General features: G+C 70.2%; 14 protein-coding genes. 8 read left to right on the top strand and 6 right to left on the bottom strand.

Features of this window, described 5'->3' with window-relative positions; genetic code table 11:
• Positions 1 to 9 precede the first annotated feature (9 nt).
• Positions 10 to 1593, bottom strand: a complete 1584-nt coding sequence (locus ACH4VO_RS13685; RefSeq protein ID WP_398440939.1) for a BTAD domain-containing putative transcriptional regulator — start codon at positions 1591 to 1593, stop codon at positions 10 to 12.
• 224 nt (positions 1594 to 1817) lie between these two features.
• On the opposite strand from ACH4VO_RS13685, the gene ACH4VO_RS13690 reads away from it, so the two are divergent.
• Entirely contained in the window at positions 1818 to 2360 is a 543-nt protein-coding gene (locus tag ACH4VO_RS13690) for an RNA polymerase sigma factor (protein ID WP_360995534.1), read from the top strand.
• Positions 2361 to 2569: 209 nt separating this feature from the next.
• On the opposite strand, the gene ACH4VO_RS13695 is transcribed toward ACH4VO_RS13690, so the two are convergent.
• Positions 2570 to 3286 carry a DUF5324 family protein gene (locus ACH4VO_RS13695; protein WP_360995531.1) on the bottom strand — a complete coding sequence of 239 codons (717 nt, stop codon included), beginning with the start codon at positions 3284 to 3286 and terminating at the stop codon, positions 2570 to 2572.
• A gap of 339 nt (positions 3287 to 3625) precedes the next feature.
• Here ACH4VO_RS13695 and ACH4VO_RS13700 point away from each other — a divergent pair, with 339 nt between their 5' ends.
• On the top strand, positions 3626 to 4153 hold the full coding sequence (locus ACH4VO_RS13700) for a peptidylprolyl isomerase (protein ID WP_360995529.1): 528 nt from the start codon (positions 3626 to 3628) through the stop codon (positions 4151 to 4153).
• A gap of 250 nt (positions 4154 to 4403) precedes the next feature.
• On the top strand, positions 4404 to 5309 hold the full coding sequence (locus tag ACH4VO_RS13705) for a rhomboid family intramembrane serine protease (RefSeq protein ID WP_360995525.1): 906 nt from the start codon (positions 4404 to 4406) through the stop codon (positions 5307 to 5309).
• 255 nt (positions 5310 to 5564) lie between these two features.
• Here the strand turns inward: ACH4VO_RS13705 and crgA are convergent, their stop codons facing one another.
• Positions 5565 to 5819: a cell division protein CrgA gene (crgA, locus tag ACH4VO_RS13710; protein WP_358684644.1), complete on the bottom strand. Its 255-nt coding sequence runs from the start codon at positions 5817 to 5819 to the stop codon at positions 5565 to 5567.
• Between the two features lie 178 nt (positions 5820 to 5997).
• Here crgA and ACH4VO_RS13715 point away from each other — a divergent pair, with 178 nt between their 5' ends.
• The 5 genes from ACH4VO_RS13715 (at position 5998) to ACH4VO_RS13735 (ending at position 9844) form a co-directional block, all read left to right on the top strand.
• Positions 5998 to 6723 (top strand): DUF881 domain-containing protein, encoded by a 726-nt coding sequence (locus ACH4VO_RS13715; protein WP_360995522.1) that lies wholly within the window; start codon positions 5998 to 6000, stop codon positions 6721 to 6723.
• 131 nt (positions 6724 to 6854) lie between these two features.
• Positions 6855 to 7040, top strand: a complete 186-nt coding sequence (locus ACH4VO_RS13720; RefSeq protein WP_360995518.1) for a hypothetical protein — start codon at positions 6855 to 6857, stop codon at positions 7038 to 7040.
• Positions 7037 to 7675 carry an aminodeoxychorismate/anthranilate synthase component II gene (locus ACH4VO_RS13725; RefSeq protein ID WP_360995515.1) on the top strand — a complete coding sequence of 213 codons (639 nt, stop codon included), beginning with the start codon at positions 7037 to 7039 and terminating at the stop codon, positions 7673 to 7675. The genes ACH4VO_RS13720 and ACH4VO_RS13725 overlap by 4 nt, the downstream gene beginning before the upstream one ends.
• Positions 7672 to 9072, top strand: a complete 1401-nt coding sequence (locus ACH4VO_RS13730; RefSeq protein ID WP_360995513.1) for a class E sortase — start codon at positions 7672 to 7674, stop codon at positions 9070 to 9072. The genes ACH4VO_RS13725 and ACH4VO_RS13730 overlap by 4 nt, the downstream gene beginning before the upstream one ends.
• A 37-nt stretch (positions 9073 to 9109) precedes the next feature.
• A complete protein-coding gene (locus tag ACH4VO_RS13735; RefSeq protein WP_360995510.1) occupies positions 9110 to 9844 on the top strand; it encodes a class E sortase in 735 nt (244 codons plus the stop codon).
• A gap of 246 nt (positions 9845 to 10090) precedes the next feature.
• Here ACH4VO_RS13735 and pknB read toward each other — a convergent pair whose 3' ends face one another.
• From pknB to ACH4VO_RS13750, 3 genes are all read right to left on the bottom strand, one after another.
• The gene (gene pknB / locus ACH4VO_RS13740; RefSeq protein WP_360995507.1) at positions 10091 to 12097 is read right to left on the bottom strand and encodes a Stk1 family PASTA domain-containing Ser/Thr kinase; all 2007 of its coding nucleotides are present in this window, start codon (positions 12095 to 12097) and stop codon (positions 10091 to 10093) included.
• 168 nt (positions 12098 to 12265) lie between these two features.
• Entirely contained in the window at positions 12266 to 13723 is a 1458-nt protein-coding gene (locus ACH4VO_RS13745) for a penicillin-binding transpeptidase domain-containing protein (protein WP_360995505.1), read from the bottom strand.
• On the bottom strand, positions 13720 to 15120 hold the full coding sequence (locus ACH4VO_RS13750) for an FtsW/RodA/SpoVE family cell cycle protein (protein WP_360995502.1): 1401 nt from the start codon (positions 15118 to 15120) through the stop codon (positions 13720 to 13722). Before ACH4VO_RS13750 ends, ACH4VO_RS13745 begins: the two co-directional genes overlap by 4 nt.
• Positions 15121 to 15130 lie beyond the last annotated feature (10 nt).

Raw genomic sequence — 15130 nt, forward strand, 5'->3', positions numbered from 1 at the left:
GCCCGCGCTCTACCCGGCCCGGCCCGCCATCGCCGCCGCGAGGTCGGCCAGGGGCAACCAGGGCCGTACGAGCGCCTGTTCGGCGGCCGCGCTCAGCGCCCGCGGCGAACGCCCGCACAGGTCGATGATCCGGGACACCTCCGCCGGCTCGGCCTCGACCCGGCGCTCCCCGAGGATCCCCGCCAGCATGCGCTGGGCCTGCTGGACACTGAGCTCCCGCAGCCCCACGGTGCGCAGCGCGGTCAGGCGCGGGAGGCTGCCGGCGTCCCGCGCGGTCACCAGGAGGGCTCCGGCGGACGGGCCGGGCCGCAGCACCTCGAGCTGCTCCGGTGAGGCGAGGTCGTCGAGCACGATCAGCACCCGGACGTCCTTCAGCGCCTCCTGGCCGAACGCCACAGGGTCGGCCTCACCCGGCGGTACGACCACGCCCAGGCTGCGCAGCACGTACCGCAGCACGTCGTCCCCCGAAGGGGCCCGGTCGCGCGTCGGTAGGGTCGCGCGCACGCCACGGGCCGGGTCGGCCGGCCCGTGCCGTCGGTCCGGCGTCCGCCCGGGCACGTGCGCGCACCCGTGCCGGACCGGCCCGGCGCTGCTGCCGTGCAGGGCCACGAAGATCTGCCCGTCCGGGAAGCGGTGCGCCACCCGGTGCGCCCACTGGACCGCCAGCGCGGTCTTGCCGATGCCGGGCGGCCCCAGGATGACCCGGGTGACGGGGTGCCCGTCGGCAGCGGTGACGGACCCGTCGAGCATCGCGAGTTCCTGCTCCCGGCCGACGCAGCGGATGCCGCGCGGCAGCTGACGGGGCACGGACGGGGCCGCTCCGGGTCGGGGCCCGGCAGCGGCCAGGTCGGGATCGGCGCGCAGGATGGTGGCGCGCAGCGCCTTGGTCTGCTGGGCCGGGTCCACCCCCAGCTGGTCCGCGAGCCGACGGCGCAGCGACTCGTACGCCTCGACGGCCTCGGTCCGGCGGCCGGCGTGGTGCAGACCGGTCATGAGGTTGCGGATGACCAGCTCGTTGTCCGGATACAGGTCGGCGAGCGAGTGCAGCTCGTCGAGGAGCCCGGTGCTGCCACCGAGCCGTAGTTCACCCTCGTGGCACTCCACGAGGGCCGATAAGTGCTCCCGCTCCAGCAGCCACCGCGTCCTGGTGGCCCACTCCCCGGAGACTCCGCCGAGCGGCCTGCCGCTCCAGCCGCCGAGCGCCTCCCGGAACAGCCGTGCGGCCGTGCGGGGGTCCGTCCCCGTGGCCCGGGCGGTCGCCACGGTCCGGCGGAAGCGGTGCAGGTCGATCGTGTCCGGATCGGCCTCCAGGACGTAACCGCCGTGCCGGCGGCGCAGTACGGCCCCGTTCCCGTCGTCGGCGCCCTCCAGCGCCCCGCGCAGCCGCGATATGTAGGAGTGAATCATGTTCCGCGCCGACTTCGGCGGGTCCGCCCCCCACGCCCGGCTGATCAACTCGTCGGGCATGACTACTTCATTGGCACTGACGGCGAGCATCGCGAACACGCAACGCTGTTTGGTCTGTCCCAGTTCTACTGCGATATCCCCGGTGGCCCGGTACTGCACAGGCCCCAACAACTGAACAAGAGCCACGCTTGCCCACTCCCCCGTGTGCGCGCTGTCTCGGATCGTTCCGCCGATGAGATTGACCGACTTCGCTCTGGTGAACGAAGCCCGTCACGATGTGGCAATTCTTGATTTTCGCTGAACGGCCCCCGCCGTGGACGGTGAGGCAGGAAATGCTTTCGTCAAGTTTTCCCGCACCGCGCCCGTCGAGGGTGGCTCCTGCCACCACGACCTCGCACGCGGGAGCTGATGTGACGCGCACCCTGTCCCACCCCTGCACAGAGAAGGATCGGCACCACCACCGCTGGAATCTCGTACTCGCCGAGCGTGAGCGCCTGCTGCGTCTTGCCGTCAGCCGGCTCGGACGTACCTCGGACGCGGAGGACTGTGTCCAGGAGGCCATGCTCCGGGCGGTGGCCTTCGACGCGCTCGACGACTCCCGGGTCGCCGCGTTGCTCACCACCATCACCCTGCGCCTGTGCGTGGACCACCAGCGCGGTACCCAGCGCGACCGCAGGCTCGCCGTCCGGGTCCACGTCCTGCGCCGGCCCGAACCGGATGCCCACTCCGAGGTGGAGCACCGGGTCTGCGACCGGGCGGCGGGCGCCTGGCTGCTGACCCAGCTCACCGGGCTCGGCAACCGCGAACGGGACGTGCTGCTCGCCCGGGCACGTGGCCTGAGCACCGCCGAGACGGCGAACGCGCTGCAGATCACCTACAAGTCGGCGGAGAGCGCCTTCACCCGGGCCCGTAGCCGGCTCCGGGCGCTCTACCACCAGGAGATGGCCCGCTGACCCCGCCCACGCACAGGAGCGGGAGGCCGTCCCCGACGCCACGCGGACGAGCGGGAGGCGGTTCCGTGCCTTCAGGGCAGGCGCCGGAGGCCGTCCCCCGCGGGCGAGCCTGGGCCCCTCGGCCGCGCACACGACGAGAGGGGCGCCGGGACCTCGCGGTCTTCCGGCGCCCCTCTCGTTCGGGATCGCGCGGTGCTCTGCCGGGCCGGTCAGGGGCGGTCCTCTCGGTCGCCCTCGCCCGTGCTGCCCTCGGAGTCGTGCTCCTTGGCCCTGACCTCCGGGTCGAGCACGGCCCCGCCGCTGCCGTCGACCGAGGCCAGCGGGGCGCGGTCGTCGGCCACCTCGGTGGGGGCGGGCGGTTCGACCAGCCAGTCGGGGTTGGCCTGCTTGTCCCACCACTTCCAGGCAGCCACGGCGCCGCCCACCAGCAGGCCCACCACGAGGACGCCCTTGCCCACCCGGCCGGCCTTGGCCCGCCGCTCGTGCTTCCTGGCCAGCTTCTGGATCTCCTTGGCGGTCACCTGGCCGCGCAGCGCCGCCAGGGCGGCCAGGCTGCGCGCGGTGGCCTCCTCCGCCATGGGCTGTGCCGCGGCGACCGCGGACTCGACGCGCGGCACGGTGAAGTCGGCCGCGCTCCGGGCGGCCCTGCGGGTCCGCACGGCCGCCCGGTGCGCGGCGTCGTCCACCTTGGGAGGGACATGGGTCAGCGCCTGTTCGACGCGGGGGGCGAGATGCGCGTCGTACTGGACACGGGCCTGCGCGGCTGCCTTCGACACCTTGGGCGCAAGCAGTGCGCGAGCCTCCTGTGCGTAGTGCGCGGCCTGTTCCTTGGCCGTGTCGGCGTACGGCGCCACCACGTCCGCGGCGTGCTGCGCGCTGTCCTTCGCCGAGTAGGTTGCGGCGCGCACGCTGTCGATGCGGGTCACGGGATCCTCCTCCTTGGTGGCGGGTAGGTACTCCGCCTATCCACCCATGTCGAAATCATGCCTTCCGGGACCCCGAGCGCCAGACGGGACGGGCATCCGGGTCATGAACGGGCAATGCGGTGCAAGGGGAGCCTGCCGCCGACCCTGCCACGGTTCGGGCCGGGGCGCGCCGTGAGTCCCGCACCTGGCCGCATTTGTCCCATAGGAAGTGTGGAAAACGTGCAGGAAGGTGGGCAACACGGTAAGCGCCACCCGTTTCCGGGCTGGAGACCGGCCGGCCGGGGGTGCGCCCCGTGCGAGGATCGGGGGTCCTCAGTGGAGTCTCACGGAAGGCAGCCAGTGGCCGAGCAGCTTTACGCCACCTTGAAGACCAGCCAGGGCGACATCAGGATCCGGCTCCTGCCGAACCACGCGCCCAGGACGGTCAGGAACTTCGTCGAGCTCGCCACGGGCGAGCGTGAGTGGACCCATCCGGCCACCGGGCAGAAGTCCAGGGGCAAGCTGTACGACGGCACCGTCTTCCACCGGGTCATCAGCGGCTTCATGATCCAGGGCGGCGACCCGCTGGGCAACGGCACGGGCGGCCCCGGCTACGAGTTCGCGGACGAGTTCCATCCGGACCTCGCGTTCACCACGCCGTACCTGCTGGCGATGGCCAACGCGGGGCCGGGCACGAACGGTTCGCAGTTCTTCCTGACGGTGGCGCCCACCGCGTGGCTCACGGGCAAGCACACCATCTTCGGCGAGGTGGCGGACGACGCGGGCCGGAAGGTCGTGGACGCCATCGCGGCGGCTCCCACCAATCCGCGTACCAACCGTCCGCTGGAGGACGTCGTCATCGAGTCGGTCGTCGTCGAGTCCCGCTGACCGGCGGGTGCCGTCGCGGACCTGTCACGGACCTGCGGCGGGCCGGAACAGCCGGCTGCCCGGCCGCCCGGTCGCTCGCCGGACAACCGGGTCGCCCGGGTCGCCCGGGCCGCCCGGGCCGCCCGTTCGTCAAGCCGGGAACCAACCGCCCTGTTCGTCCGTACTGCTACATAACGGGCGATCGGGGCGGTCCTCTGCGTGCCGGCTCCCCGCGCGCCCTTCCGGACGAGGACCGAAGGGGCCATGACCGATGGAGCAGCAGCCGCCACTGGGCCAGGACGCGTCAGCGGCCGGTGACAGAGCCCTCACGTGCTACCGGCATCCGGACAGGGAGACGGGCATCCGCTGTGTGCGGTGCGAGCGGCCGATCTGCACCGACTGCATGATCGACGCCTCGGTCGGCTTCCAGTGCCCGGAATGCGTCCGTCAGGGGTCCGGTACGGGGCACCGCCCCGGGGCCGCCCGGCCGCGCACGGTGGCGGGCGGGACGGTCACGGCCGACCCCAGGCTGATCACCAAGATCCTGCTCGGCATCAACCTCGCGGTCTTCATCGCCGTGTCGATCGCCGGCCCGCCTCTGCTCAAGGACCTGCTGCTGTTCGGGCGCGCCTCCGACGGGGACCCGTCGGCCGGCATCCAAGGGGTCGCGGAGGGCCAGTGGTACCGGCTGCTGACCTCGATGTTCCTGCACCAGGAGGTCTGGCACATCGCGTTCAACATGCTGGGGCTGTGGTGGCTGGGCGGCCCGCTGGAGGCCGCGCTCGGCCGGGTCCGCTACCTCGCCCTGTATCTGCTCTCAGGACTGGCCGGCAGCGCCCTGACCTACGTGATCGCCGACCCCGCACAGGGATCGCTCGGAGCTTCGGGGGCGGTCTTCGGGCTGCTGGGCGCGACGGCCGTCCTCATGCGGCGCATGAACTACGACATGCGGCCGGTGATCGTCCTGCTGGTGGTGAACCTGATCTTCACCTTCAACCCGTGGGGTGCCATCGCCTGGCAGGCACATGTCGGCGGCCTCGTGGCGGGGACCGTGATCGCCTTCGCCATGGTGCACGCCCCGCGGGAGCACCGGAATCTCGTGCAGTACGGCGTCTGCGGACTGGTCCTGCTGGCGGTCCTGGGGATGGTCCTCGCCAGGACCGCTGTCCTCATCTGACCGGAATCTGTTGCTCCCCGGTCGAACTTGTCCACAGAGTGTGCCGGATCTTGTGCATGACGTGGGGAACAGGTGTGCCCCTTGTCGCTGAACCGGCTTTTTCCCGTCAGGACAAGGGGCGTGGCGTCTCGTGGCGCGAGAGGCCGTAGTCACACCGGCGTCAACTTCGACGAAGGTTATCCACAGATCGTCTGACCTTTTCCCCCGCCTGTGGATAACTCTGTGGGTAACTTCAGGGCAGGGGTACCCGCAGCGTCACTTCCACTGGGTGGAGACGCCGAAGCCGCCGGCGATGAAGCCGAAGCCCACGACGATGTTCCAGTTGCCCAGTGCGTCGACCGGCAGGTCGCCCTCGGTCACGTAGAAGATCACGATCCAGGCCAGACCGATCAGGAAGAGCGCCAGCATCACCGGCGCGACCCAACTGCGGTTGGTCAGCTTTATGTTGGTGGACTGCTTCGCCGGGGGAGGCGTGAAGTCGGCCTTCTTGCGGATACGTGACTTCGGCACGAGGGACTCTCCTGTCGATGCGCTGCGTGACCGCGCAGGGATCTGTGGCTGGCGCCGGGGCGCAAGGGGGAATGCTGCCTCCCCGGGGCGTCCGTTAGCGTAGTGCTTCCGTGGCGCCTAAGGAGATAAGGGTACGTTGAGCAATTCTGCCGACTCCCCCCGAGGTCCCGGCCGGCGCATGTCCCGATGGGCCGTCCAGGGCCTCACCGCCGGTGTCTTCGCACTGGCCGGACTGATCTTCGTGACCAGCGCCAACACGGCCAAAGGCACCGATATCCGCACGGACTCCTCTCTTCTGAAGCTGTCCGACCTCATCCAGCAGCGCAGCGACAAGAACGCTGAACTCGACGCGTCGACCGCCTCCGTACGGGCGGACATCGACACGCTCGCCCGGCGTGACGACGGGAGCACCCGGGCCCAGGACGCCGAACTCGACGCGCTGGAGAAGGCCGCCGGCACCACGAAGCTCACCGGCGAGGCCCTGTCGGTCACCCTGAACGACGCACCGCCCAACGCCACCGCCAACCCCGGATACCCCGAGCCGCAACCCAACGACCTGGTCATTCACCAGCAGGACCTGCAGGCGGTCGTCAACGCCCTCTGGCAGGGCGGGGCCCGCGGAATCCAGGTGATGGACCAGCGGCTGATCTCCACCAGCGCGGTGCGCTGCGTCGGCAACACGCTCATCCTGCAGGGGCGGGTCTACTCCCCGCCGTACAAGATCACCGCCGTCGGCGACCGGGGAAAGCTCAGGAAGGCGCTCGACGACTCCACGTCCATCCAGAACTACCAGCTGTACGTCAAGGCCTACGGGCTGGGCTGGAAGGTCCAGGAGGACGACCGGACGACTCTCCCCGGCTACTCCGGCACGGTGGATCTCCACTACGCGCGGCCCGTGGAGTAACGGACCGCCGGCCGTCCCACGTCCCGGCGCCGTACCACCTGCGGCGGACGAGGGCCGGCCGCTTTCCACAGCTGACCCACGCCTGTCCCCCGGCCCTTTAGTCTGGTGCCGTACCGAATGGAGGCGACAGCATGTACGGCTGGATCTGGCGGCATCTGCCGGGCAACACATGGGTGCGGGGACTGCTCTCGCTGGTGCTGGCCCTGGCCGTCGTCTACGCGCTCTTCCAGTACGTCTTCCCCTGGGCGGAGCCGCTGCTCCCGTTCGGTGACGTGACGGTGGACGGCGCGAGCACCGGAGCGGGGGCGGCCCGATGAGCGCGCGCATCCTCGTCGTCGACAACTACGACAGCTTCGTCTTCAACCTCGTGCAGTACCTCTACCAGCTCGGCGCCGAGTGCGAAGTGGTGCGCAACGACGAGGTGACCACGGCACACGCCGAGGACGGCTTCGACGGAGTCCTGCTGTCGCCGGGCCCCGGCACACCCGAGCAGGCGGGCGTCTGCATCGAGATGGTGCACCACTGCGCGAGGAGCGGCGTCCCCGTCTTCGGCGTGTGCCTGGGGATGCAGTCGATGGCCGTGGCCTACGGCGGGGTCGTGGACCGCGCACCCGAGCTGCTCCACGGCAAGACGTCGCCCGTGCTCCATGAGGGAAAGGGTGTGTTCGCCGGTCTGCCGTCCCCCTTCACCGCGACGCGCTACCACTCCCTCGCCGCCGAACCGGCCACGGTCCCGCCCGAGCTGGAGGTGACGGCACGCACGGCCGACGGCATCATCATGGGCCTGCGCCACCGCGCGTTCGAGGTCGAGGGGGTGCAGTTCCATCCCGAGTCGGTGCTCACCGAGCACGGGCACCTGATGCTCGCCAACTGGCTGGAGCGGTGCGGAGACGCGGGCGCCGTCGCGAGATCGGCGGGGCTCGCTCCGGTGGTGGGCAAGGCCGCCGCGTGACCGCACGCCGACCCGAACCCGATGCCGGACAGGAAGGCCCGTCCGCCCAGGGGGCGTATGAGGCCGACGGCACGTTCGAGTCGGCGGTGGAACGGCTGGCGGACCCGCTGAACGACCCGTTGCCGGGGCAGCACGCATCGCCCTGGTTCCGGGCGGAGACGCCCGCGTCCGGCCACCCGGCCCAGCAGGTGCCCCCGGCGGCCGCTCAGCAGGCCCCCCAGGGCAGCCGGCGGCCGCCGGAGCCCCCGGACGAGTGGTACGACCCGGAGGGGTACGAACGCGACTGGTACGGGCAGCGGGGGCCGGAGCCGGTCCCCGTCCCCCGGCCGGCCCCGGGACCGGTCCCCGCCCCGGCGGGGGTGGACGAGACCGTCGCGCTGCGGTCGGTCGCCGCGCGTAGGGCGCCCTCTGTACAGCCGGAGCCCTCCACACCGCTCATGCCGGACGAGCCGGTCACGGCCGTCATGCCGGTCACGACCGTCCCGCCCGACGCGCAGCTCCGGGACGGGGCCGGCACGAAGCCCGAGCCCGCCGAGCTCCCGTCCGAACCCCTGCCGACGGGTGGGCGGGCGGAGCGGCGCCGTGCCGCGAAGGGGCGAGGAAGACGGCGCGGGGAGACCACCCGGCGCCCGGCGGACGCCGGAGCGGTGTCCGCCGCGTCCGCGGCGCAGCCCGCCGTGCCGATGTCCCGTCTGGAGGCCCGGCGCGCCGCCCGTGCCGCCAAGGACAGCCCGGCGGTCGTGGCCAGCCGGGTCGTCGGCGAGGTGTTCATCACCTTCGGGGTCCTGATGCTCCTGTTCGTCGCCTACCAGCTGTGGTGGACCAACGTCCGCGCCGATCAGATCGCCGGCCGTGAGACGCACAAGATGCAGGACGGCTGGGCGAACGGTGCGCGCTCGCCCGGGGTGTTCGAGCCGGGGCAGGGCTTCGCCATCATGCACATCCCCAAGCTCGACGTGGTCGCGCCGATCGCCGAGGGGATCAGCAAGGAGAAGGTCCTCGACCGCGGAATGATCGGCCACTACGGCGAGGGCAAGCTGAAGACGGCCATGCCGTCGGCGAAGCAGGGCAACTTCTCGGTGGCCGGTCACCGCAACACCCACGGCGAACCGTTCCGCTACATCAACAAGCTGAAGCCCGGTGACCCGATCGTGGTCGAGACGCAGGATGCCTACTACACGTACGAGATGACCAGCATCCTTCCGCAGACGTCGCCGTCCAACATCTCGGTCATCGACCCCGTGCCGCGGCAGTCCGGTTTCACCGGCCCCGGCAGATACATCACGCTGACCACCTGCACCCCGGAATTCACGAGTACGTACCGAATGATCGTGTGGGGCAAGATGGTCGACGAGCGGCCGCGCAGCAAGGGGAAGCCCGACGCGCTCATCGGCTGACGCGGGGCTGGACGACATCACGACAGGGGCGGGTGCGGTGGCAGCGAGGACCGAGCAGGAAGAGCGCGCCGAGGAGTCGGCGCCGCCGGTGCGACGCGGGAGCCGCGGTCCCGTCGCGACGGTCGTGAGCTTCTTCGGCGAGCTGCTGATCACCGCGGGGCTGGTGCTGGGTCTCTTCGTCGTCTACTCGTTGTGGTGGACCAACGTCCTCGCCGACCGTGAGGCCGGCAAGCAGGGGGACAGCGTCCGGGGTCACTGGGCCGAAGGCCGCGGCCCCGGCGAGCTCGACACGAAGGACGGCATCGGCTTCCTTCACGTCCCCGCGATGAAGAACGGCGAGGTGCTGGTCAAGAAGGGCACCGACACCGAGACCCTCAACAACGGCATCGCGGGCTACTACACGGATCCCGTGAAGTCGGCCCTTCCCTCCGACGCCCGGGGCAACTTCGCGCTCGCCGCCCACCGGGACGGCCACGGTGCCAAGTTCCACAACATCGACAAGGTGCGGAAGGGCGACGCGGTCGTCTTCGAGACCAAGGACACCTGGTACGTCTACAAGGTCTACGCGGAGCTCCCCGAGACGTCGAAGTACAACGTCGACGCGATCGCCCCGGTGCCGAAGGAGTCGGGCGTGAAGAAGCCCGGCCGCTACATCACGCTGACGACCTGCACGCCGGTCTACACGTCGAAGTACCGCTACATCGTGTGGGGCGAGCTGGTGCGCACGGAGAAGGTGGACAGCGACCGTACGCCCCCCGCCGAGCTGCGGTAGGGCCCGCCCGGGCCGGCCGGGCGACACCGACGGGTGAAACGCGAGGGCCCCGGTCACCGTGGTGGTGACCGGGGCCCCTGTCCTGTCTGAGCCGGGACGACCGGCGACGCCTGGCACGCACACGCGCCGCGTGTGCCGGGGCACCCGATACATCCGGTATCGGGTGCCCCTCCGCCGTGCGCTCGCACGCACCGGACGCCGCCGGTCCTGCCCTCCGCGGGGACGGCGCCGCTGTCGGCACGCGCCCTAGTTCGACGGCCCGCCGAAGAAGCCGCCCCCGCCCCCGCCGCCGCCGTTGCCGCCCCCGCCGTTGCCGCCACCGGGCAGCGTCTGCACGGTGACCGCGCTGTTCTTGTCGACCATCTCGCCCACTCCGGGCTGGAAGCCGAGGACGAGGGCCTGGTCGCTCTTGTCACCCTGGACGTCGCCTAGCTGCAGTCCCGCCTGGGCCAGCAGCCCCTTGGCGTCCGCGAGCGTCTTCCCCGTCAGGTCGGGGACCGCGACCTTCTCCGGCTCCGGCGGGCCCTTGGAGACCTTGAGGACGATCTGGACGTCCTTGGCCTCCTTGCCCGGCCCGGTCGGCGTCTGCTCGACGACCGTGTCCTTGGGCTGCGTCGAATCGACGTCGGTCCGGGAGACGTTCGTGAAGCCGATGCCCTTGAGCTGGGCCTCGGCGTCCGCGTAGCTCCGGGTGCGCACGTCGGGCAGGTCGAGCAAGGCCTGCTTGGCCACCGTGAGGGTGATCTCGCTGTCCTTGGCGACCTTGGAGCCGCCTTCCGGGTCCTGCTTGATGACCGTGTCCGGGGTCGCATCGGACTCGGCCGAGGTGATGTTGACCGTGAAGCCCTTGTCCTCCAGCTCCTGACGGGCGGTCTCCTCGGACTTCTCCAGGACGTTCGGCACCTCGACCTTCGGGGCGCCGGTGGAGACGACGACCTCGACGGTCTCGCCGGTCTTCATCTGACCGTCCGCCGGGGTCTGGCTGCAGATCTTGCCCTCGTCCTGGTTCTCGCAGGGCTCCTTCGCGCCGACCTTCAGGACGACCTCGGCGTTGTCCGTGAGCCGCTGGGCCTCCGCGACCGTGGAGCCGACCAGCTTCGGTACGTCGATGGTGCCGCTGCTGCCCTCGTTGTCGCCGAAGACCGAACGGCCGATGAGGATCGCACCGATCAGCACCAGGACGCCGGCGACGATCAGCAGGATCGTCGACGTGCTGCTCTTCTTCTGCTGGCGCCGGCGGCCCGGCCGGTCGTCGTGTCCGTAGCCGCCGTCGTCCGGATTGACCGGGGGCAGCATGGAGGTCGGGGCGCCGCCCGGGTCCGTCTGGCGCAGGGCCGTGGTGGGCTGGTCGTTGCTGTAGCCGTCGTAGCCCCCGTAGCCCGCCGCGCTCATGGCCGCCGTGGCCGCGACCGGCTGCCCGTCGAGGCAGGCCTCGATGTCGGCGCGCATCTCGTCGGCCGACTGGTAGCGGTAGTCGGGGTCCTTGGTCAGTGCCTTCAACACGATCGCGTCCATCTCGGGCGTGATCTCGGGGTCGAAGTTGCTCGGCGGCTGCGGCTCCTCGCGCACGTGCTGGTAGGCGACCGCGACGGGCGAGTCCCCGACGAACGGGGGCCGCACGGCGAGCAGTTCGTAGAGCAGGCAGCCGGTCGAGTAGAGGTCGGAGCGCGCGTCGACCTGTTCGCCCTTGGCCTGCTCCGGAGAGAGGTACTGGGCGGTGCCGATGACGGCGGCGGTCTGGGTCATCGTCATGCCGGAGTCACCCATCGCGCGGGCGATACCGAAGTCCATGACCTTGACCTGACCGGAGCGCGTCAGCATGACGTTCGCCGGCTTGATGTCGCGGTGGACGATCTGGGCGCGGTGGGAGTACTCCAGGGCCTGGAGGATCCCGACCGTCATCTCGAGCGTGCGCTCGGGCAGCAGCTTGCGCCCCGAGTGCAGGAGCTCCCTCAGCGTCGAACCGTCGACGTACTCCATCACGATGTACGGGATGGAGACACCGTCGACGTAGTCCTCGCCGGTGTCGTAGACGGCGACGATCGCGGGGTGGTTGAGCGAGGCGGCAGACTGGGCCTCACGGCGGAACCGGGCCTGGAAGGACGGGTCGCGGGCGAGGTCGGCCCGCAGCGTCTTCACGGCGACGGTGCGGCCGAGCCGGGTGTCGTGAGCGAGGTATACCTCGGCCATGCCACCACGGCCGAGCACCGAGCCCAGCTCGTACCGGCCGCCGAGGCGACGCGGCTCTTCCATAACTGATCCAGCCCTCTCCGTCAGTCCCGACCGCACCCGTGTGTGGTCCGGCGGTGCGCTGTTCGCGCTAACGCTACCGGGCACGCCCGGCGTGATCGGCCCGCACCCGTCAGCTGATATCCGACCGGTATCCCAATGTGCTGGTGTGGACGGAAGTTGTGACGAGTGTCACTTCTTCCCGTCGAGTACCGCCTTCATCACACTCTTGGCGATGGGGGCGGCCAGACCGCCGCCGGAGATGTCGTCACGGTTGGCGTTGCCGTCCTCGACGACCACGGCGACGGCCACCGGGGAGCCGCTGTCGGTCTTCGCGTACGAGATGAACCAGGCGTACGGCTTCTCACTGTTGTTGAGGCCGTGCTGCGCGGTTCCGGTCTTGCCGCCGACCGTCACCCCGTCGATCTGAGCGTTCTTGCCCGTGCCGTCCTTGACCACGGTCTCCATCATCTGCTGCAGCTTCTGGGCGTTCTCCCCCGAGAGCGGCTGGCTCAGCTGCTCCTTCTCGTGGGTGTAGATGACGTCCAGGTTGGGAGCCTGCCGCTGGGCGACCATGTACGGCTGCATGAGCTTGCCGTCGTTGGCGATCGCGGAGGCAACCATGGCCATCTGGAGGGGGGTGGCGCGGTTGGACGCCTGACCGATGCCCGCCATCGCGTTCTGCGGGCGGTTGTCCTTCGGGTAGATGCTGGCGTCCGCGCGGACCGGGGTGAAGACCTCTTCGTTGAAGCCGAACTTGTCGGCCTGCTCGATCATCTTGTCGTTGCCGAGGTCGTCGCTCATCTTGCCGAAGACGGTGTTGCAGGACCAGCGCAGCGCCTCCCGGAGCGAGGCGTTCTCGCACGGGATGTTGCCCTCGTTCTGCAGCAGGTTCGTCGACTGGGGGAGCCGCCAGGGAAGGGGCGAGTCCGTCTTCGCGTCGATGTCCGTGTAGAGGCCGTTCTCCAGCGCCGCGGCGGCCGTGACGACCTTGAACGTCGAGCCGGGCGGGTAGGTCTCCCGCAGGGCCCGGTTCAGCATCGGCTTGTCCTCGTCCTTCAGGAGCTTCTGCCGGGCGTCGGAGTCCTTGAGGGAGTTCCCGGCGAAGACCGAGGGGTCGTAGGAGGGGGTACTGGCCAGTGCCAGGACGGCGCCGGTCTGCGGGTCGAGCGCGGCGACGGCGCCCTTCTTGCCGCCCAGCCCCTTGAACGCGGCCTTCTGCGCGGCGCCGTTCAGGGTGGTGACGATGTTCCCGCCGGTCTTCTTCTCGCCCGTGAACATCGAGAGCGTGCGGTCGAAGAACAGCTGGTCGCTGTTGCCGGTGAGGATGCCGTCCTCGATGCTCTCCAGCTGCGACGAGTCGAAGGCCTGCGAGGAGTAGCCGGTCACGGGCGCCCACATGGGGCCGTTCTTCCAGACCCGCTTGTACATGAAGTCGCTGTCCTTGGTCTCGACGGAGCCGGTGACCGGTTCGCCGTCGACGATGATGTTGCCGCGCTCGTGCGCGTAACGCTCGATCTGGACGCGACGGTTGTGTTCGTTGGCGTTGAGCTCGTCGGCCCTGACGTACTGCAGGTAGTTGGTGCGGACGAGCAGGGCCAGGACGAGGAGGCCGCAGAACATCGCGATGCGGCGGAGCGGCTTGTTCACGGGCGGACCACCTGGGTCATCTCGGCGTCCGGGGACGGTGCGGGGGCCGGGGCGGGGCGGCGGGCGGTGTCGCTGATTCTGATCAGGATGCCGATCAGTGCCCAGTTGGCGATCACGGAGGAGCCACCGGCGGCGAGGAAGGGCATGGTCATACCGGTCAGGGGGATGAGCCCCATGACACCGCCGGCGACCACGAAGACCTGGATGGCGAAGGAACCGGAGAGGCCGATCGCGAGCAGCTTGCCGAACGGGTCACGGGCGGCGAGTGCCGTACGGACACCCCGCTCGACGATGAGGCCGTAGACGAGCAGGACGGCCATCATGCCGGCCAGACCGAGCTCCTCGCCGACGGTGGCGAGGATGAAGTCGGAGTTGGCCGCGAAGCCGATCAGGTCGGAGTTGCCCTGGCCCAGGCCGGTGCCGAGGGTACCTCCGGAGCCGAAGGCCATCAGGGACTTGGCCATCTGCTCGCTGGCGGCCTCCTTGCCCCAGCCCGCGAACGGGTCGAGCCAGGCGGTGACGCGGTCCTGGACGTGCGGCTCGAACGTGGCCACGCCCACGGCCCCCGCGGCGGACATCAGCAGACCGAAGACGATCCAGCTGGTGCGCTCGGTGGCGACGTACAGCATGACGACGAACATGCCGAAGAACAGCAGGGAGGAGCCGAGGTCGGTCTCGAAGACGAGGATGAGGATCGAGAACGCCCACACCATGAGGATCGGCCCGAGGTCGCGGCCACGGGGCAGGTAGAGCCCCATGAAGCGGCGGCTGGCCAGAGCGAGCGCGTCCCGCTTGACCATGAGGTATCCGGCGAAGAACACCGCGATGATGATCTTCGCGAACTCTCCCGGCTGGATCGTGCCGACGCCGGGGATCTTGATCCAGATCTTGGCGCCGTTCACGGCGGGGAAGAACATCGGGAGGATCAGGAGGAACAGCGCCACCAGCATCGAGATGTAGGTGTAGCGCTGCAGGATGCGGTGGTCCTTGAGGGCGATCAGGACGCCGACCATGATCGCCACGCCGACGGCCGAGAACATCAGCTGCTTCGACGCCGCGGCCACGAAGTTCTCGGTCGCCTGGAACCGTTCCGACTGGTCCAGCCGCCAGATGAGGGCCAGCCCCAGCCCGTTCAGCAGCGTCGCCAGCGGCAGCAGCAGCGGGTCCGCGTACGGGGCGAACCGCCGCACGGCGAGATGCGCCACGCCTCCGAGCAGGGCGAGGCCCAGTCCGTAGCCGAGCATGCCGGCGGGCAGTTCGCCGTGGAGGGCGAGGCCCACGTTGGCGTAGGCGAACACCGAGATGAGGACGGCGAACGCGACCAGCGCCAGCTCGGTGTTACGGCGGCTCGGCGCGTCGATCGCGCCGATCGTGGTGGTGTTGGTGACAACGCTCATGGTGCTGAAG

This window comes from Streptomyces sp. NPDC020780 (assembly GCF_044334475.1).
Lineage (GTDB): Bacteria > Actinomycetota > Actinomycetes > Streptomycetales > Streptomycetaceae > Streptomyces.